At 41.2% G+C, this 20,064-nt stretch carries 16 protein-coding genes; 3 read left to right on the plus strand and 13 right to left on the minus strand.

Annotated elements, in window-relative coordinates; translation table 11 throughout:
* Positions 1-31: 31 nt before the first annotated feature.
* From MMU05_RS14570 to MMU05_RS14595, 6 genes are all read right to left on the minus strand, one after another.
* Complete coding sequence (locus MMU05_RS14570) at positions 32-958, minus strand: ribose-phosphate pyrophosphokinase (RefSeq protein WP_241142413.1); 927 nt, start codon at positions 956-958, stop codon at positions 32-34.
* 110 nt (positions 959-1,068) lie between these two features.
* On the minus strand, positions 1,069-1,791 hold the full coding sequence (locus tag MMU05_RS14575) for a 2-phosphosulfolactate phosphatase (protein WP_241142414.1): 723 nt from the start codon (positions 1,789-1,791) through the stop codon (positions 1,069-1,071).
* 65 nt (positions 1,792-1,856) lie between these two features.
* Entirely contained in the window at positions 1,857-2,951 is a 1,095-nt protein-coding gene (gene gcvT, locus MMU05_RS14580) for a glycine cleavage system aminomethyltransferase GcvT (protein WP_241142415.1), read from the minus strand.
* 117 nt (positions 2,952-3,068) lie between these two features.
* Positions 3,069-4,433 (minus strand): RagB/SusD family nutrient uptake outer membrane protein, encoded by a 1,365-nt coding sequence (locus MMU05_RS14585; RefSeq protein ID WP_241142416.1) that lies wholly within the window; start codon positions 4,431-4,433, stop codon positions 3,069-3,071.
* A 12-nt stretch (positions 4,434-4,445) separates the two neighbouring features.
* Positions 4,446-7,430 (minus strand): SusC/RagA family TonB-linked outer membrane protein, encoded by a 2,985-nt coding sequence (locus MMU05_RS14590; RefSeq protein ID WP_241142417.1) that lies wholly within the window; start codon positions 7,428-7,430, stop codon positions 4,446-4,448.
* 749 nt (positions 7,431-8,179) lie between these two features.
* The gene (locus tag MMU05_RS14595) at positions 8,180-8,506 is read right to left on the minus strand and encodes a HesB/IscA family protein (RefSeq protein WP_241142418.1); all 327 of its coding nucleotides are present in this window, start codon (positions 8,504-8,506) and stop codon (positions 8,180-8,182) included.
* Positions 8,507-8,597: 91 nt separating this feature from the next.
* Between MMU05_RS14595 and mce the strand changes: the two genes are divergently transcribed.
* The 3 genes from mce to MMU05_RS14615 all read left to right on the plus strand — a co-directional run bounded on the left by mce (position 8,598) and on the right by MMU05_RS14615 (position 10,918).
* Positions 8,598-9,002: a methylmalonyl-CoA epimerase gene (mce, locus tag MMU05_RS14600; protein WP_241142419.1), complete on the plus strand. Its 405-nt coding sequence runs from the start codon at positions 8,598-8,600 to the stop codon at positions 9,000-9,002.
* A gap of 117 nt (positions 9,003-9,119) precedes the next feature.
* Entirely contained in the window at positions 9,120-10,148 is a 1,029-nt protein-coding gene (gene thiL, locus MMU05_RS14605) for a thiamine-phosphate kinase (protein ID WP_241142420.1), read from the plus strand.
* A 413-nt stretch (positions 10,149-10,561) separates the two neighbouring features.
* On the plus strand, positions 10,562-10,918 hold the full coding sequence (locus MMU05_RS14615; RefSeq protein ID WP_241142421.1) for a type II toxin-antitoxin system HicB family antitoxin: 357 nt from the start codon (positions 10,562-10,564) through the stop codon (positions 10,916-10,918).
* A gap of 280 nt (positions 10,919-11,198) precedes the next feature.
* Here MMU05_RS14615 and MMU05_RS14620 read toward each other — a convergent pair whose 3' ends face one another.
* From MMU05_RS14620 to MMU05_RS14650, 7 genes are all read right to left on the minus strand, one after another.
* On the minus strand, positions 11,199-12,278 hold the full coding sequence (locus MMU05_RS14620) for a bile acid:sodium symporter family protein (RefSeq protein ID WP_241142422.1): 1,080 nt from the start codon (positions 12,276-12,278) through the stop codon (positions 11,199-11,201).
* A 98-nt stretch (positions 12,279-12,376) separates the two neighbouring features.
* Entirely contained in the window at positions 12,377-13,861 is a 1,485-nt protein-coding gene (locus tag MMU05_RS14625) for a mandelate racemase/muconate lactonizing enzyme family protein (RefSeq protein ID WP_241142423.1), read from the minus strand.
* Between the two features lie 49 nt (positions 13,862-13,910).
* Positions 13,911-14,813, minus strand: a complete 903-nt coding sequence (locus MMU05_RS14630; protein WP_241142478.1) for an RraA family protein — start codon at positions 14,811-14,813, stop codon at positions 13,911-13,913.
* Between the two features lie 70 nt (positions 14,814-14,883).
* Positions 14,884-16,164, minus strand: coding sequence for a mandelate racemase/muconate lactonizing enzyme family protein (locus MMU05_RS14635; protein ID WP_241142424.1), 1,281 nt, complete (start codon positions 16,162-16,164; stop codon positions 14,884-14,886).
* Positions 16,165-16,216: 52 nt separating this feature from the next.
* Positions 16,217-17,503 carry a mandelate racemase/muconate lactonizing enzyme family protein gene (locus MMU05_RS14640; protein ID WP_241142425.1) on the minus strand — a complete coding sequence of 429 codons (1,287 nt, stop codon included), beginning with the start codon at positions 17,501-17,503 and terminating at the stop codon, positions 16,217-16,219.
* 24 nt (positions 17,504-17,527) lie between these two features.
* A complete protein-coding gene (locus MMU05_RS14645) occupies positions 17,528-18,463 on the minus strand; it encodes an RraA family protein (protein WP_241142426.1) in 936 nt (311 codons plus the stop codon).
* A 70-nt stretch (positions 18,464-18,533) separates the two neighbouring features.
* Positions 18,534-20,054, minus strand: coding sequence for a SusD/RagB family nutrient-binding outer membrane lipoprotein (locus MMU05_RS14650; RefSeq protein ID WP_241142427.1), 1,521 nt, complete (start codon positions 20,052-20,054; stop codon positions 18,534-18,536).
* Between the last annotated feature and the right edge of the window lie 10 nt (positions 20,055-20,064).

Raw genomic sequence — 20,064 nt, forward strand, 5'->3', positions numbered from 1 at the left:
AATTTGATTGTATATGTTTGATTAATTAATCCTAAATAAATAATGCACTGATCGAAGTATTTCCTGTAACAGCATGAATCGCTTTTGCAAACAAATCGGATACTGAAAGTACTCTTATTTTGGAAGAAGCCTGTTTCATCGGGATTGTATCTGTTATGACCAATTCTTTTAAAACCGAATTTTCAATATTTTGGTAGGCATTTCCGGACAACACCCCATGGGTAGCTATCGCCCGAACAGAAGTTGCTCCTTTTTCCATCAATATCTGCGCAGCTTTGCAAAGTGTTCCCGCCGTATCGACAAGGTCATCTATCAAAATGACATCTTTTCCTTCCACATCTCCGATCACCTGCATGGATGCGATTTCATTGGCTCTTTTTCTGTGCTTGTCACAGACGACCATTTCTACTTCGAAGTGCTTTGCGTAAGACCTTGCTCTTGCCACACCTCCCACATCAGGAGCTGCAAAAATCATGTTGTCTAAGGCAAGCCTTTCCAAATAGGGCACAAAAATAGCTGATCCATTCAAATGATCCAAAGGAATATCAAAAAAACCCTGGATTTGTCCGGCATGAAGGTCACATGTCATGATCCTATCGGCACCTGCTGAGGTCAGCATATTGGCAATCAGCTTAGCAGCAATGGAAACACGTGGTCTGTCTTTTCTATCTTGCCTCGCATAACCATAATAAGGGATCACCGCGCAGACTTTATAGGCACTTGCCCTTTTGGCAGCATCTATCATCAGACAGAGTTCCAATAAATTGTCGGCAGTAGGGTTGGTGGTCTGAATCAAAAAGACCGTACAGCCTCTTATTGATTCATTATAGCTGGGGGAAAGTTCTCCGTCGCTGAATTTGGAGATTGTCAGGTCTCCAAGACGTTTTCCGTAATGTTTGGCAATTTTTTCTGAAAGTTGAAGGCTGTTAGTTCCGGAGAAGAGTTTGACCTCAGACATGATTTAGGAGGAATAATCGGTGAATGGAAAGGCTTAAATCTAGTTACAAAGGTATTGAAAATTGATGGTTTTCAGAATTTGGACTACTATAATTGAAATAATATTTGGTTTTATTTGACAGTCATTTCAAAGGCTATCAGTTCTTCGCCTGATAGTAAGCCCACTATATCATATTTATCCTGAGTTAGACAAAAATCAATATCTGCTTCGATGTTGTGGTTTTGTAATCTTTTGGCATGGGAAGCTTGGCCCAAGAAAATCTGAAGCCTGTGGGAATTGCTTTCATAAAGGCTTTTTAAAGCAATTGCTGTATCACAATCTGTTTGGAAATGTGGGTGCAAACTACTGACCAAAGCTCCTGCATAAAGTGAGTCCTCCAGATTGAATTTGCCTTTCCATCCTGCGCAAAGGATCAAAACGTCTTGGGACTGGTTGACAAGGTATTGGGCTGTGGCTTTCAGGTTGACAAAAGCCCCAAGTATAACTTGACTCGCCTCGTCTTTTGTTTTTTCGATTGCCAAGGTTCCGTTGGTAGTGGTCATGGCAATTTTTTGACCGGCATAAGCATGATTTAAATAAGCCAAGGGAGAATTTCCCAATTCAAATCCTTCAGCAGTGAGTCCATTTCTTTCGCCGGCAATAACATAACCGGCAGGCGCCATGGCCCGGCAAGATTCCAAGTCCATGACGGGAGTGATAGATGATACTCCATTTGCCAAGGCTGCCATCATGGTAGAAGTAGCTCTGAAAATATCCACGATTACCACATTTTTTCCTTTGGTATCATACAAGTGAATCAACTCAGGACTCAAACAAACTTCGATATTTCTCATTCTAGGGGGTTAATAAAAAAACCCGCAAAGGGATCCTTCTGCGGGTTTGTATGTATGTCCTTTGATTATTTTTTGTACAATGGAAATTTTTCCACTTTGGCCAAAAGATTTTTGTTTCTGACGGTAATGGCTATTTCTGTTCCTGGAGTAGCATAGTCAGATTTGACATATCCCATCCCTATACCGACTCCCATAGAAGGTGTCATGGTGCCTGAAGTGACCTCGCCGATTGCTTCTCCTTCCAGATTGACAATAGGGTAGTGGCCTCTTGGGATGCCTTTTTCCTGCAAAATGAATCCTACCAATTTTTTGCTTACCCCGTTTTCTTTTTGCTTTTTAAGATTCTCAGAATTGATAAAATCCTTGGTGAATTTGGTGATCCAACCAAGTCCCGCTTCTATCGGAGATGTTTCATCATTGATGTCATTGCCATACAGGCAATAGCCCATTTCCAATCTCAGGGTATCCCTTGCTCCAAGACCTATCGGCTTGATATCGTATGCTTTTCCTGCTTCAAAAACCGCATTCCAAACCTTTTCGGCATCTTCATTTTTGACATAGACCTCAAATCCTCCGGCACCGGTATATCCTGTGCCTGAGATGATGACATCCTGCACACCTGCAAAATCTCCCACTGCAAAATGGTAAAACTTGATTTCTGAAAGGTTGACACTTGTCAGGGATTGGACCGCTTCGATGGCTTTGGGTCCCTGGATGGCAAAAAGGGAAATGCTGTCAGAGATATTTTCCAACGCTGCACCCATGTCATTGTGCTTGTTGATCCAATTCCAATCCTTTTCGATGTTGGAGGCATTGACGACCAACATGTATTCTTCCTCTCCGAATTTGTATACGATCAGGTCGTCCACAATTCCGCCAGTTTCATTTGGGAAGCAGGAATATTGGGCTTGGCCAATGACAAGTTTGGAGGCATCGTTTGAGGTGACTTTTTGGATAAGATCCAGGGCTTTGGGTCCTGTGACTTTGAATTCACCCATATGAGAAACGTCAAATACACCGACTCCCTGCCTGACTGTATGGTGCTCTTCGGTATCTGAGGAATACCTCACGGGCATATTGAATCCTGCAAAAGGAACCATTTTGCCTCCCAAAGCTACATGGAGGTCATTGAGTTGTATTTTTTTGACGTTTTCTGACATAACAGGGGGTTTATTTTCTGTGGGCAAATGTAAGGATTGGGGACTATTATAGCGAACGGGCAATAAAAAAAGCCACGTTTTTGGTGGCTTTTTTTATAGGTAGATTTATTTATTTCTTTAATATCCAGGATTCTGAACAAGATTAGGATTGGCATCCATTTCCCTTTGAGGAATTGGAAAGACCATTCTTGGACTATCAAATGGGAATACATCCGATCCTGTGTTGTCATTGATAGAGCCTCTAACCCTTTTTACATCATGAATAATGTGTCCTTCATGAGCCAGTTCCAATCTTCTTTCCTTTAAAATTTCACCTAAAGTCAGGGATGTTTTGGCAGGTAAAATAACTCTTGCTCTGATTCGGTTGATATCTACCAAAGGTGTAGCTCCAATAGCCGTATTCTCTCTGAAGTTGGCTTCCGCCCGGGTCAGGTACATTTCGGTAAGTCGTATCACCTTTACATTCTTAAACTGATCTCTCCATTTTGCTGTTCGTAATTCTCCGGCACCTGTGAAAAATTGGGTTAATCGGTCATCATTGCTTTCATAACCATTGAGGTGGTTGGTAAGAATGGCCACATCTCCATCTCTTGCTCCAAATTCAGGCAAAGAATAGAATGTAAACATATCATTGTCCGGATCTTGGGTATTTACTTGAATAGCAAATAAATCCTCCGGAGAATCGCCATTTGTATTGAACGCATCCATAAAATTAGTGACCAATCTTTTACCGTTGGCTTCAGATAGAAGGATTGCCCTGTTGGCAGCATCCCTTGCGTCTGCAAACCTTTCCATTTGCAGGTAAACCCTGGACAATTGGGCAGCAGTTACATATGAATTTGCAAAAAATCCATTGGTAGGTGGCAATAATGGTTCAGCTTCCGTAAGGTCACTCAAAACCTGCGCATACACCTCGGCTACCGTATTCCGGGATACAAAACTTTCTTCGTTGATTCCTCTGGTAGGCGTCAAAACTATAGGTACTCCCAGGTTAGTAGAAAGGTTACCTGCTACATAAGGAAGTCCATAAAGCTTGATCAATTCAAAGTACATGGAGCCTCTGAGAAACAGTGCTTCTCCCTTTACCCTGTCTCTGTCTTCCTCATCGACTACTTCAAGCGATGCCAAAACATTGTTTGAAACATTGATAACTCTATATGCGGCAGCCCATGTTCCTTCTACAAAGGAGTTGTTTACGACTATTGATTTATTAAACATCTCCCTAGGTTGGTTGAAGGTGCCTTCCCATCTGATTTCGCCATTTGCTCCCAACATTTCAGAATACAATTGAAGTCTTCCTCCATATAGTGATACACTTCTCATTTCTGCATATGCGCCGATCAGCACACTTTTTACATTGGCATCATTGCTCAAGGCAAGGTCCTGATCGATACTTTGAAAGGGTGTAAGGAATAATTCATCGTTACAGCTACTGAATACAGTAACAAGCCCTAATAATCCAATTATTATATATTTTTTCATCTTTGTAGCTGTTTAGAATCCGACATTTAGACCCAATGAGATTGTCCTCGCTTGAGGTGCTGAATAGAAATCATTACCCTGGGAGACATTGCTTGCAGAAAAATCAGCATTTACTTCAGGATCCCATCCTTTATAATTCGTAAAAGTCAACAGGTTTTGCCCAATCAAATAGAACCTGGCAGAAGAAATCTTCATTTTACTGATCAGGTTATTTGGAATACTATAACCAATCGTTAGCGTCCTCAATCTAACATAGCTTCCATCTGAAAGATACCTGCTGGAGGCCTGACATCCGTTACACTCGCCCAATCTTGCCTGAGGAATCATGGTAATGTCCCCGGGGTTTTGCCATCTTGCCATCTGATCCCTTGTTGAATTATCAAACCAGTCACCGTTTGCTGCGAAGAATCCTCCACCTCCATCATAGATATCGTTACCAAATACGCCTTGGAACAGGAAGTTCATATCAAAATTACCAAAAGAAAAATTGTTAGTGATACCTCCAATAAACTGTGGGTTTGGATCACCCACAACCATTCTTTCAGCATTATTGATATCATTGGTTGTTTCTGTCATGTCTGCATTGGAGTAGTATAGGGCATCACCGTTTTCAGCATCTGCACCGGCAAATTTAGGGCCGTAGAAAACACCAATTGACTCTCCAATAAAAATACCGTTCAATGATCTTGAAGATTCAGGAGGAATAGATTCCTGTCCCGGAGCAAGTTCTCTGACTCTATTTATGTTCCTGGCAAAGTTAATGGATGCATTCCAATTGAAATTTTCCTTAGAAACCACAGCTCCGTTTAAGATAAATTCAAAACCGTAATTCTGCATTCTACCGATGTTCTGTCTTTGAACATTGAAACCTGATGTTGCAGGAACAGGCACGTTTAGGAGTAAATCTCTGGTGCTTTTATCATAGTAATCAATTTCACCGGTGATTCTATCTCTAATAATTCCAAATTCAATACCTATGTTAAACTGTTCTGTTTTTTCCCAGGTTAGATTTGGATTCGGGATTTGTGTAGGTGTTAGCCCGGGAATCAGGCCATATGAGGATGTCCCGAAGAGTCCCAAATGATCAAAATCTCCAATTTCCGCATTACCGGTGAGTCCATAGGAGGCTCTTAATTTCAATAAACTTAAAGTTTCATTGCCTTTCAAGAAACTTTCTTCAGATAAAACCCACCCTGCAGAAGCTGCAGGGAAGAAACCCCATTTGTTGTTATCTCCAAATCTTGAAGAACCATCCGCTCTTGCACTAAAAGTAGCGAGAAATTTATTGTTGAATTTATAGTTTACCCTCGCAAAATAGGATAGAAATGTAAAGTTTGTCAGCGTGGAGGTTCCCCCTGTAATTTCAGCAGCCGAAGCCAGTGTTCTTAATTCATCCAACGGAAATTCCTGGCCCTCCACTGAAGTGAAGTTATCTTCAGATTTTTGGAATTGCATACCTCCAATCGCATCAATATTGTGTTTGGTACCGATTGCTTTGGTATAAGTAAAGAAGTTGTTGGTATTGTAATTGAATATCCTCAACCAACTTGATCTTGCAAATCCGTTTGTAGAAAGACCGCTGTTTGTTCGAGAACCGAAAAACTGCTCCTGATTTTGGTTCATGACATCCACACCGAATTCACTTTTGAATCTAAGGTCTTTAGTTATCTGAATTTCCCCATATATATTAGAAATATTTCTAAATGAGGTATTCAACCACTGCGCATTTTCTGAATCGATCAGGTTATTGTAATAGGTAGTTGTTGGACGGTCATAAAGCATCCCTTCCAAATCCCTGATAGGTGTAATTGGTGCCAAAGCAACAAGTTGTATCGGATTATTGAACTGATTATCATCGGATAGTCTATTGTTTCTAACTCTGCTGAAACCAAGGTTTACACCAAAATTAAATATCGCACTAACCTTATGATCTAAATTCAACCTTGTAGAAATTCTTTCGAAATCGTTTCTGATTATGATACCATCCTGCTTATCGTAGGCAGTACTGAAGTAAAACTTTGTTTTTTCATCACCCCCACTTGCCGAAAAATTCACATTGGTAACTCCTGCATCCGGATTGAATGCCTGTTCCTGCCAATCGGTTTCTGTTTCCAAGGTTCTCCAATCAGACCAACCTGAGTATCTATCTAATCTGCCTTCCACAAATTCTAAATCAGATCCCTCAAAATCAGCAGGATTGTTAATAGGGTCTATTCCATTTCTAAGATCATTATTGTAACCGGCTTCTCTCATCAGTTCAATAAATTCCGACGAATTCAAAAATTCACGTTTTCTTGTTGGTGAGGAAACGCCCCTTTGTACACCTACATTGAATTTGGTTTTACCTTTAGCACCTGATTTGGTGGTAATCAAAACCACACCGTTTGAAGCACGGGCACCGTAAATTGCAGCTGCAGAAGCATCTTTCAACACTTCAAATGACTCAATGTCATTGAAATTGATGTCTGCGAGGGGATTGAAATCTCCTATGGCTCCACCGGAGGTGATGGGCAATCCATCAATTATATACAAAGGTTCGTTGCCACCAGAGATAGAAGTAGTACCTCTGACTCTGATTTTCACACCTTCACCCAATTTACCGCTGTTTGATTCAACGAATACTCCGGCCATTCTTCCCTGAAGGGCTTCCTGAAAGTTGGGTACAGGTATATTAGCAATTTCTGCACCTTTGACAGATGCAATGTTACCTGTTAAGTCTCCCTTTGTAATGGTTCCAAATCCTACCACTACTACTTCTCCCAGAGTTTTTGCATCAATCAGTAAAGTGATATCTATAACACTCCTATTTCCGATTAAGGCTTCCTGGGTCTCAAAGCCCACGAAAGAGAAAACCAATGATTGATTGGAATCAACCTGAATGTTATACTTCCCATCTATGTCCGTCACCGTACCGGAAGTGGTTCCTTTGATGACAACGTTTACTCCCGGAAGGGGAAGACCATCTTCAACCGAGACGACAGTTCCTGTAACTGTCATTGTTTGTGCTATTGCTATATTTCCCAGTAATGAGAAAAAAAGCAAAGCGCTAAGTAAAATTTTTGGCATAATTTGTTTGAGTTTAGAAAATAAAATTTTTTGAAATGATCATTTAATTTAAATATAGTATTAATAAAAAGCAAACTCTATTATTTAAATTGGTGGTCTAATAAGAAATTTCTGATTGTATAAATAAATGAATAGTAGAAAAAATATGGATATATAATGATTGGAATCAAACAATATAATTAATTGTTTTTTAGGTAATTTTTTTAAAAATGATTAAAAAAATATAATTATTTAATTTTCAAATTTATTTTTCGAAGATGATAGTACCGATCTACATGTTTTATTACCAATTAGATAGTTATTTTTAGCCTAAAATAATACATAATTTATCAAAAAATGAATAAGGTTATAAGCTATTAATATAGTTTAATAAGGTTTATTAAAAGTTGATTAGCATATTTTGATGACAGGTTTTCTGGCGTTCTGATACCATTTAGGGGGACTTAAACTCAGGATCGGTCCCAAAAAATCCAAAATAGCATTTTACCAAAAAAAACACTTACTGTCCGTTCTCTAAAAAAATACTGTGGAAAGATTATGGTAAAGAACAGAGGGAATTTGAAGTTTTGGTATGCTACTCGTCTAAACCGGATATTTTTACTTGAACTTCCAATAATTCCCCAAGGGGAACTTTTGGATGTTCTAATTCAAAAATTTAGATTGGTTTTGAAAATGTTGATTTATACCGAGAAGCTTTCTCCGCATCCACAGGTTCTTGATGCATTTGGATTGACAAATTGGAAACCTTTACCATTCAATCCATCGGTAAACTCAAGAACCGTCCCTGCAAGGTAAAGCAAGCTTTTTCTATCCACCAGGATCTTGATGCCTTTGTCTTCAAAGATATGGTCAGTCTCCACCAAACTGGCATCAAATCCAAGATCATACATCAATCCTGAACATCCGCCTCCTTTTACAGAAACCCTGATGTTTTCATTTTCGGTTCGTCCTTCTTCTTTTCTCAATGAAAGGATTCTTTCCTTTGCCTTTTCAGAAACAGTTATCATATCTTTAAGTATTAAATTCGGTTGTCTAAAGCATGAAGTTAACATGCTTCAGGCGGAATAAATTCAGTAGCAAAGATAAATAATTATTGAAATGAGAAAAATAGAACATTTGGGGATTGCGGTTAAGGATCTGGAAAAATCCAATGAACTGTTTTCGAAATTATTGGGCAGGGAAAATTATAAGGAAGAAGTGGTGGAAGGGGAAGGGGTAAAGACCTCGTTTTTTATGATTGGAGAGACAAAAATCGAATTGTTGGAAGCGACTAGAACTGATAGCCCCATTGCAAAGTTTATTGATAAAAAATCCGAGGGAGTCCACCACATCGCATTTGATGTCGAAGATATTTATGCTGAAATGGACAGGTTGAAAAGTGAAGGTTTTGAGATTCTCAACGAAACACCCAAAGAAGGTGCCGACAACAAAATAGTTGTATTTTTGCATCCCCGATCGACCAATGGGGTTTTGGTGGAATTGTGCCAAGAGAAAAAAGGTTGAGAGAATTGAAAGATTGAAATCCCGATAGCCATCGGGATGAAAGATTTGAAAATTACCTTCGAAAAATTTTCATTGCTTAAAACGTAATTGGAGAAATCTCCATTTAAAAAGAACATAATGTCAGATAAAAGAACAGAAATAGGTGAAATAGGGGAGTTTGGTCTAATTGAACACCTTAGAGAAAGTATTATAATCAAAAACAGTTCTACTTCATTCGGTATCGGAGATGATGCGGCGGTCCTAGATGCGGGAGATCATGTAAAGGTAGTCACTACAGATTTACTCTTGGAAGGGGTACATTTTGATCTTTCTTATGCACCATTGCCGCATTTGGGATTTAAGGCTGTGGCAGTGAATGTCTCCGATGTGGCGGCCATGAATGCCATTCCCAAACAGATTACAGTAAGCATCGCTTTGTCAAACAGGTTTTCGGTAGAAGCTGTAGATGCATTGTATTCGGGAATCAACGCCGCAGCGGAACATTACGGAGTAGATGTAATAGGCGGGGATACCACGGCTTCACGGTCAGGTTTGGTCATATCCATTACAGCCATCGGAGAAGCAAAAAAAGAACAACTCAGCTTCAGGTCAGGTGCCAAAGTCAATGACATTGTCTGCGTGACAGGCGATTTGGGAGGCGCTTTGGTAGGATTGCAGATATTGGAAAGGGAAAAGCAAGTCTATCTTGCCAATCCGGAAATGACTCCTGAATTGGACGGTTTCCAATATGTGACAGGCCGTCAGCTTCGTCCCGAGGCAAGGATGGACATCATCCATGAAATGCGGGAAATGGAAGTTGTCCCGACAAGTATGATAGATGTTTCTGATGGTTTGGCTTCGGAGCTTTTTCATATCTGCAAAGCTTCAGGAGTGGGAGTGACGATCTATGAAGACAAACTGCCGATTGACAAACAGACTTTTGATACCGCTGTAGAACTGAATCTCGATCCGATTACCTGTGTGTTGAATGGGGGGGAGGATTATGAATTGCTCTTTACGATTGACCAAAAAGATTTTTCCAAATTAGAGAAACACCCCGATATCCATTTTATAGGTCATGTGACCAAAGCTGAGGATGGCAAACTGATGGTAACCAAAAGTGGAACAGTAGTTTCTTTGAAGGCACAGGGCTGGAAGCATTTTTAGTCACAATCTTTTTATTATTTATCATTATGCTCTTCAGGGTTTTAATTCTGGAGAGTTTATTCTTGTAGTGTTTTTAGTTTAATTAAAATTGGACTATCTTACTTTTCAGATATTTTTATTGATTGATTAATTTGCAACCAAAAAACAGTTACATTTATAATGTCAAGATTGGATAAGTTAAAAGAGAGACTGCTTTCACGTCCAAAGGATTTTACATTTGATGAAATGGTGAGTCTTTTGAATAAACTAGGATACCAAGAAAGAAAGCTCGGTAAAACATCTGGATCAAGAATGGCTTTTTTTAGACTAGAAAGTCAATCGATAATTCGTATTCACAAGCCTCATCCGGGAAATATTATAAAATTATACGTAATTGACATGTTGATTGAGGTTCTAAGAAAAGAGTATTTATTATGAAAAATATCCTGAAACATGAAGGTTTTATTGGTTCAGTTTCCTTCAGTGCTGAAGATGAGGTGTTTTATGGTAGGCTTGAAGGGATTGATGATTTGGTGACATTTGAGGGTTCTACAGTGGAAGAACTAAAAGCAGCATTCAAAGAAGCTGTTGAAGATTATTTGGTAATTTGTAATGAGGTTGGAAAATCACCTTTCAAATCTTTCAAGGGAAGTTTCAATGTTAGGGTTCAGCCAAAAATCCACCAAAAGGCTTTTTTAAAGGCAACAGAAATGGGTGTGTCTTTGAATCAGTTGGTTGAAAAAGCATTGGATTCTTTTTTGGTAAATTTGGAAGAAATCGACAAGCAATAATGAAATTTTTTGAAGATTTAGGTTTCTTTTTGTTTTAAATATTGTTTGTTCTTATTGGGATTTACATGTCAATAAAAAATATTGCAATTATCGGAACAAAAAGAAATTTAGAATTAAATGTTGTTGGAGGACCCATGATTATTTTTATGGGACTGATTTTTCTATATGCTTCCTATCACAGGCTTTCTCCATTTAGTAAGTTGCGAAGTTTTTTTGAGGACAATAGTTTTTTCAAAAGAAAGCGACAAAAATAGGATCAATCAATAAAGAATTTCGACACTTAATCCTTCGGCGGCTTTCGATGCCAATAAGAAGCCAATATTGATCCGGTGATATTCATAAATGGTCCAAAGACAGCAGAAGCAAGACCCACCGTAGCAATTTTGCCCATTTCTTTGGCTATTCCTGATGCCAAACCTGCATTTTGCATTCCCACCTCCAATGCCAAAGTTCGGCAGTCTCGTTCATTCATCCTGAATAATTTGGCTGCCCAATAACCTAAAGTGTAACCTGCCAGGTTGTGAAAAACCACCAATAGAATCAAAATCGGACCGATATTTAATAAGCTATCCCGTCCTGCAGCAGTGATGATGGTAATGATCAAAGCAATCCCGATCATGGAAACCAACGGCATCGCCGCGTCAAGCCACTTTACTTTTCCACTTAGGAATTTATTGAAAATCAATCCTGCGCCAATTGGAATAATCACAATTTTGATGATATCCCAAACCATTTTCCATACATCCACTTCCACAAATTCTCCCGCTAACCATCCCATCAAGACAGGAGTTACAAATGGGGCAAGCATTGTCGTAAATGCAGTAATTGTAATCGATAAAGCAAGGTTAGCTTTGGCCAAAAAGCTCATCACGTTGGATGCCATCCCGCTCGGAGAGCATCCGATTAAGATAATTCCAGCTGCGATTTCCGGTGGAAAACCGCTTAGTTTTGCCAAGGTATAACCTATAAATGGCATGATGGTAAACTGAAGCATAATCCCGATAATTACTCCCTTGGGCATTTTGACCACACCTGCAAAATCTCCCAAACTCATTGATGTTCCCATGCCGAACATGATGATCTGCAGAAGAGGAACAATCAGTCCACTCAATTTGTAATCTCCAACCTGAACAAATGTAACCGGGTAAAACATAGCTGCAGTCACGCAGGCAAAAATCATTACTGTGTACGTAAAGCCTTTAAGCTTGTCATATCCTCTAAACATGATACCAAGAGCAATCAAAAAAAGAATCCAATAGGGTCCCGAGTGTTCCAATCCCTTGAAAAGAGTAATCCCAAGTGATGTAAGGAGCAAAATGACTGAAAGAATTGTGGCGATTTTGATTACGGGATTTTTCAAAGGATATCAAGGTTGTTTTTGGTACACTATTATAGCAAAAATATCCGAAAACCGGGATTGCTCCCAGCTTTCGGATGGCACTAACACAATCAATCTACTTAGCTCCAAGTTCTGTCGTGGGACCTCTTCTCATCCCATTCCGTGGTAGGTGCAAAGTAGGACGAATCTGATTTATGAAGATGTTGTTTGACAACTTCGTCGTTCAATTCAATTCCTAATCCAGGGGCAGTCAGAGAAACAGGGGCATATCCTTTGACAATCATTTTACCTCCATCTGTGGTTTTGACCATATCTTCCCACCAAGGAAGATCCACAGAATGATGTTCCAATGAAAGGAAATTCTGGGTTGCTGCAGCGCAATGAACGTTTGCCATAAAGGAAACCGGTGTACCTGCTTGGTGCATCGCCATAGCGATTCCAAACTCTTCTGCATAATCGCCGACCCTTTTTGTTTCTAACAAACCGCCCGACGAAGCAAGGTCCGGATGGACGATATCTACTGCATGGTTATGGATGAGGTCTTTGAAGTTTTCCAATAGGAAAATATCCTCTCCGGTAGTTGTTGGAGTTTCCAAAGCATCTGTGATCGTTTTATGCTGCTCGGTCCATTGCCAAGGCACCATGTCTTCCAACCAAGCCAAATTATATTTTTCCAATACTTTACCGAGTTTGATACAGTTGTTGACATCAATATGTCCATAGTGATCAGTCGAAATCGGAATTTCATAACCAACCATTTCTCTGACATTATGTACTATTTTAGCTAATTCATCCAAACCTTTTTCTGTGATCTGAACTCCTGTAAAGGCGTGTTTTGTATTTGCATAAGACATATAACCGCCTTGCCACTGACTTGAATTTTGGTTCATTATCGAAGTGTTGTTCAGCGTGCCGGGGATGTTTTTGACCTGATTGATGGATACGTCCATTTTAAGCCAAGAATATCCTTGAACCTCAGTACGGTATTTGATTTTCTCTTTTTGGTCTTCGGGGGTTTCTCCGGTAGGGGTATCTGCGTAAAGCCTGACGCTATCTCTATATCTTCCTCCCAATAATTGCCATGCAGGTACATTGTAGGCTTTTCCACAAAGATCCCATAATGCCATTTCCACAGCACAGACACCACCAGCCTGACGGGCTTGTCCGCCAAACTGCTTGATGATTTTGAAAATCTTCTCCACATTACATGGGTTTTCGCCAAGTATCCTACTCTTGAGCATCAATGCGTAGCGCGGGTCGGCACCATCTCTTACCTCTCCTAGACCGTAGATACCTTGGTTGGTGTCTATTCTGATTATCGCAGTCCGACCCAAAACAGTAGTAACACAATACCTAAGATCTGTAATTTTTAAATCTGAAGGAGCAGAGGCTTTTTGGACTTTGGAAGTGGTTTGGGCCATGCTGTCTTCAAAACTCAATCCCATCAATGCTGTCAGTGACATTCCACCCAATGCGGTTTTTTTCAAAAAATCTCTTCTATTCGCTTTGGTGTCGATATGGTCGATTTCAGCCTGTCTTTGTACGGCATATTGCCGCTCTTTTTCCTTTTGATCCGAAATGATGCTTTTTAAGGTGTTTTTCATCTTTATTTTGGTTTATTGTTGAAAGTTTATTTGGGAGAAATGAAGAAAATCAATAATTACGCTCCTTGAGGTAGTTGTCCAATTCTTGCTTTGACATCGGTAGTTTTCCAGGATAGTTATTTAACCAATCGAGAAAATCTTTTTTAATCGCTTCTGTCCATTCACTGTCTATTTCACCGGCGAGGTATTTTCCTTCGCGAAGTCTTAGATGTCCAAATTCATCTCTCAATCCGGTCACTTCAGACGTAAGTACCAAGTCCTCTACCAAATGCGCAGGGATGAATATTACGCCATATTTTTTTGCTAAAACGACGTCTCCGGGAAGTACGGTAGCCCTTCCAACCCTGATTGGGGCGTTGATGGAGGTAAGCATCATCTGATTGATGAAAGAAGGATCTTGGCCTTTGTGCCAGGCGTTGAATCCTTTGATTTCAGATAGGCCTTCTTGGTCCCTTACAGATCCGTAAAAAATCACACCACGTTTGGATTTGGCATAAATGGAATTGCCAAGATTATCCCCGATCAGGGTTCCGTCAGCGATTTTGCCGTATCCGTCGGCCACGTAGACATCGCCGTTTGTCAGGATATCAATTGGCCATGAATTGGTGCCTCCTTTTGGGGAACGCCCTTCTTTGTTGACCCCTTGTTCTTTTACCTGATTTTGAAGATCCGGTCTTAGAGGCATGTATTGTGCAGTCACAACCCGGCCTGTCATGGCTTCATCCTCTAGGATAATCTGCCAATTGCCCTCATATTGGTTCTGATAGCCTTTGTTTCGTAACACTCCCCAAGCTTCTTCTATAGATATGTTTTTCAACCTTTCCAATATTTGGTCAGAAACTTTTGGCCTTCCGTCGGGAAACCTTTCGCCTTTCCATTCCGAAGTCAGCGCTTTGATATAGTCGGGGGACGAACCCACATTCTGTGCTTCGGCAAATCCTGCGGTCATCATCAAGGCTGTAACCAAGATTATTTTCGAAAATCTGTTTTTATGATTCATGGTCATTTGGTTTTTGTAAATTCTATTCGAAAAACGGTAAATCCTTTACCGCATGCTTTTTCATTCCTTCTTCATTGATTTCCACCCCAATTCCCGGTTTTTCAGAAAGTGTGATGAATCCGTTTTCTGTTCTTGGACCATCATAGGTCACAATATCCTTCCAAAGCTGATCCGTATCCATGTAAATCTGCCATTCCATGATCATGAAATTGGGAACAGAAGCGCAAACATGACAACTCGCCATTGCTCCAAGAAATGAGGCTACCATGTGAGGTGCAAAAGGAACATAATACAGGTTTGCAAGATTTGCAATGCGCTGAGCTTCACCCAATCCTCCTGCTTTTTGGATATCAGGCATGATAATGTCTATGGCTGATTCTGAAAGCAATCTTGTAAATCCATATGCTAAATAGATGTTTTCCCCGGTGCAAATGGGAGTGGAGGTCTGTGTAGTTATCGATTTGTAGACCTCAGGATTGTCTGCCGGTATCGGCTCCTCCAAAAACATTAGATTCAAGTCTTCATACATTTTGGCCATTTTGAGACCGGTGACGGCATCATATCTTCCGTGCATGTCGACACAGATATCAATGTTGGGACCGACTTCTTGGCGTACTGCCGCGATGGCATTGTACATTCTTTCTATTTCCATTGGATTGGCAGTCCAATTGAACCGATCATATTTATTGGGATCCCTAGCGTCATCCACGTCAAATTTTACCGCATTATAGCCCCTGTCCACAGCGCCTCTTGCCGCTTTTGCATAATCTTGCGGGGAAGGGTTGGTAGAGGTGTATAAAGCCGTATCACAATAAACCCGGATTTTATCTCTGAATTTTCCTCCCAATAATTGGTAAACAGGAACTCCAAACACCTTTCCGGTTAAGTCCCAAAGTGCAGTTTCGATGGCGGTCATGACGGCCACAAAAACCCCTGATTGTGCCCCTCCAAAAAAAGCTCCTTTTCTCAATTGTTCGGCGATCCGGTTGGGATTGAGGGGGCTTTGTCCCTTGATTTGGTTTCCCATTCTTTTGACCAAATGGTAAGTCCCATGGATGGCATCAACTGCCTCTCCGCATCCCCAAACATCCTGATTTGTATAGATTTTTACATAAAGTGCTCCACGGACATAAGCACATTTTACATCGGTGATTTTGAGGTCAGAAGGATTGGAAAAAGGGGACTGTCTGTCCACAGCAGCATTCAGTCCTTGTCCAAATGTTGACAAAAGTGCACCACCCGTAAGGCCTGCCACCAATCCTTTTTGAATAAATGACCTTCTGCTGTCTTTGCTGTTTTTCATATGCTAGGTTATATTGAGATTAAATTTTTATAAATGTCAAGGAGAATTTTAATCAAAAGAAAGGGGCATCTGCTACCGCATATTTCCTGATGGCTTCTTCATTGGGTGTGACGCCCACACCTGGCCGGTCTGTGAGATGGATATATCCTTCTTTAATCAATGGTGCTTCAAGGATCAGTTCATCCCATTGTTTCCATTTGGAGAACCAATGCCATTCTAAACAAAGAAAATTGGAAATGGAAGCACAACAATGACAAGCGGCCATAGCACCAAAAGGAGAGGCCACCATGTGGGGAGCAACGGGCACGTAGTATAAGTTGGCAAGGTTTGCAATCCGCTGACCTTCACCTAGGCCACCGCATTTGTGCAGGTCGGGCATGACGATGTCGGCCGCCTGTTTTTCAAGTATTTTTCTGAAGTCATGGGCCAGATATTGGTTTTCTCCGGTACAGATTGGAGTGGTTGTCTGACTCGTGATTTCTCGTAGACTGTCGAGATTTTCGGCAGGAACAGGTTCTTCTAAAAACATGAGTTTGAATTGCTCCATTTCTTTGGCAATCTGGATTCCCGAAGGCAAGTCATACCTGCCATGGGCATCGAGGCAGAGGTCCATATTCATACCAATGGCTTCCCTGACGGCGGTAATCTGCTTCACCATCCGGTCAATTTCCCCATTGGAAGCAGTCCTGTTGAATTCATCCTGTTTTGAAGGGTCACCTGCCCAATCAAGATCAAACTTGATTGCAGAGAAACCGGCATTTTTCACTTCCATAGCGCCTGCAGCCATGTCTTCCGGACTTTCGGAGCTGCTTGCACCATCACAATACAAGCGAATCTTGTCCCTGAACTTTCCACCCATCAGACGATAAACAGGCTGGTTCATGGCCTTCCCGGCCAAATCCCACAAGGCAATCTCAATTCCGGTAAGAACTGCTACATACATGCCGCCCTGAGCTCCACCAAAATGTCCTCTTCTCAGAATCTGTTCTACGATCTTATTGATATCCAAAGGATTTTGGCCAATCAAAAATTGGGTCATATTGTCCCAACCTTCAGTCCCCGTCGCTACGCCATACGTCCCTCTGACGGCATCCATTGCTTCTCCATATCCGGTAATACCCTGATTGGTTGTCAGTTTGACAAACATATGGGTTCCATGACCTTTCATGAAGGCTGTTTTGATTCCGGTGATTTTAAGGTCGGAGGGATTGGAATATTTTGGACCTCTGTCCACAGCTGCAATCAATTCCGAGCCAAAACCCGGAATAAGGGCTGAAGTAGCAACTCCTGCCATGAGGCTTTTATGGATAAATGAACGTCTGTTGTTATCGGTTTTCATGCGGAGAGATTTTGGGTTAATGCTTTACCAAGTCCTTTTCTTCAATATTTCCTGAATCTGTTCACGGGGAATTGGGAGCTCATCAATATGTTCATTGAGCCATTTTGAAAAATCCCTTTCAATGTCATCGGACCACCTCGTATCAATCTGGCCTGCGGTATAAATTCCTGCACGCAGTCTTTCGTGGCCAAACATGTCCCTAAGTCTGACCACCTCGGAAGTGATGACCACCTGCTCCACCAAATGAGCCGGGATAAAGGACACACCACCATCTCTTCCCAATACCACGTCACCTGCCATCACGGTCACTTGACGGATTTTGGTGGGTTGGTTTATTCCGGTTAGCATGGTATTCAAATTTCCCTGTTGATTATGGTGGGAGGGATGGTAGCTTGTATAGTAGGAGGTAAATCCACCGATTTCTTTCAATCCTGTGACATCCCTGATAGCACCATCGTAGACGATACCATTTCCTGTTTTTGCATAGATGGCATTACCCACATTATCGCCAATGGTCGGTCCGTCTATCTGAATTCCAAATTGATCGGCTACGTAGACATCTCCTTTGACCAATAAATCTACAGGCCAAGAGTTTTGTCCCCGCTTGCCTTCTTTTTTCCCTCTGTCGTCTATGGCATTGTGAATATCAGGACGGCCGGGTAAGAAAGTGGCTGTGACAGCCCTTCCGATAAGAATGCTGTCAGGATTGATGATTTGCCAACCATCCGCATACTGATATTTATATCCGGCATTTCTCATGACAGCCCATGCCTCATCATGCGTGACTAGCCTCATTCTCTTCAAAAGGTCATCGGAGACCTTTGGTCTTCCATCATCAAATCTTTCTCCCTTCCATTCACGGGTTAGGTAAATCAACTCGTCTTTTGTGATTTGTTGGGCTTGGATACTGCTTACCAATAGGAAACAGCATAGAAGAACAGGGATTATTTTCCTAGTCATGTTGGTTGAAAATTAATAATTGATGTTTGGGAAAATGAAGGTTCGGTATAAACCGAACCTTCAAAAGGAATTACTTATGCCACCAAACCCTTGTTTCAAGGTCATCGTCCCCTTGGGCTGCGATAGCTGCGCTTACATTTTCGGAATTCACCGAAATTTCAGAGTTGGGATAGGTCAATCTATTGATAAACAATACTTCTCTTCCCGGGAATGGATTTGCCTGAAGGGTAGGGAATCCTGACCGACGGAAGTTGGCAAAGGATTCTGGGCCATTCATCAGAGATGAAACCCAGTATTGCGTATTTATCTGCTGTAGCGCAGTAGCATCTACCAAAGGATTAGCGGTGATGTAGGCATCAATTGCCGGAGCGGGAATGGTAGAAGCCGCATCATGCAAAGCCATTTGCACCATATGCGCTCTGACACCTGCTTGGAAATACTCTGCTGCAGTACCTGTAGTAATCCAACCTCTTTGTCTTGCTTCTGCCAGCAAAAGGTTTGTCTGGGAAGCTGTAACCATAAATCCCGGACCTGTTATTTTCGCAACTCTTCTTCTATCAACTTGACTGAACTCATAGAAACTTGCCAAGCCGAGGTTTGCTGCAGCAGTGACCGCAGTAGCGTTATCATTGCCCATCGGCATTCCGATCTGAACAGCAGGATCAATAGATTGTCTGGCTGGAACTTGTTCAGAACCTGATTTGGCACCTACATACCTTACAGCAATTGCTCCTAACCTCGGGTCATTGGTACTTTTTAGGAAGTTAACAAAAGGCTCTGTCATGTAAAAGTTAGCCGCCTCTGTAGCATTCAAAGTATTACCAATAGGGTTGGTGTAATTGGCGTCATGAACTATAACGGCATTGTCGGAATTATTTAAAATGACACCGCCTGCAAAAGCTTTTGCAACAGTTTGTTGGGCAAGTGTTGGGTTTGCTTTGCTAAGCCTCATGCCTGCTCTCAAAAGGAGAGAATATCCAAATCGTTTCCATTTGTCGATATTGCCTGCAAAAAGGATATCGGCAGTCTCCACTCTCCCGGTAGCATTAAGCGCTGCTGATGCCTCTTCAAGTTCCTTGATGATATCTGCATAAATCAACTCTTGGGCATCATATTTTGGATAGAAAATCTGGTTGCTGAAACCGACTCCGGCTTCAGTGTAAGGAATGGATCCATAGGTGTCAGTGAGTATCATAAATCCATAAGCCTGCATGATCCTTGTCATTTGCAACAAGTTGCTTCTGGTTGGGTCGTCTTCAATCCTTGATATGATATCCTTCGTATTTTTGATCACATTCCTGTAATACTTCTGCCAGTTGTCTTGTGTGGAAGCCCTGTTGTCTTGGTTGAAGTTGGCGCCTGTCAATACCCCGGAGTTAGGAGAAATAATCTGCTGCACAATGCCCAATTCAAACACCAAAATCCCAAAAGAATTTGGGGAGGCATTGACGGTAGCGATGTTCAACTGAAATGCCGGATCAATTGAAGTAGCAGCTACTCTGTTGGTATTGAGCTCATCAAAGTTTTGATCACATGATGTGCTGTAGCCTAGCATTAGCACAATGAGGATAAAATTTAATATCTTTTTCATGGTTGCTCTG

The sequence above is a fragment of the Cognataquiflexum rubidum genome (assembly GCF_022538115.1).
GTDB classification, from domain to species: Bacteria; Bacteroidota; Bacteroidia; order Cytophagales; family Cyclobacteriaceae; genus Cognataquiflexum; species Cognataquiflexum rubidum.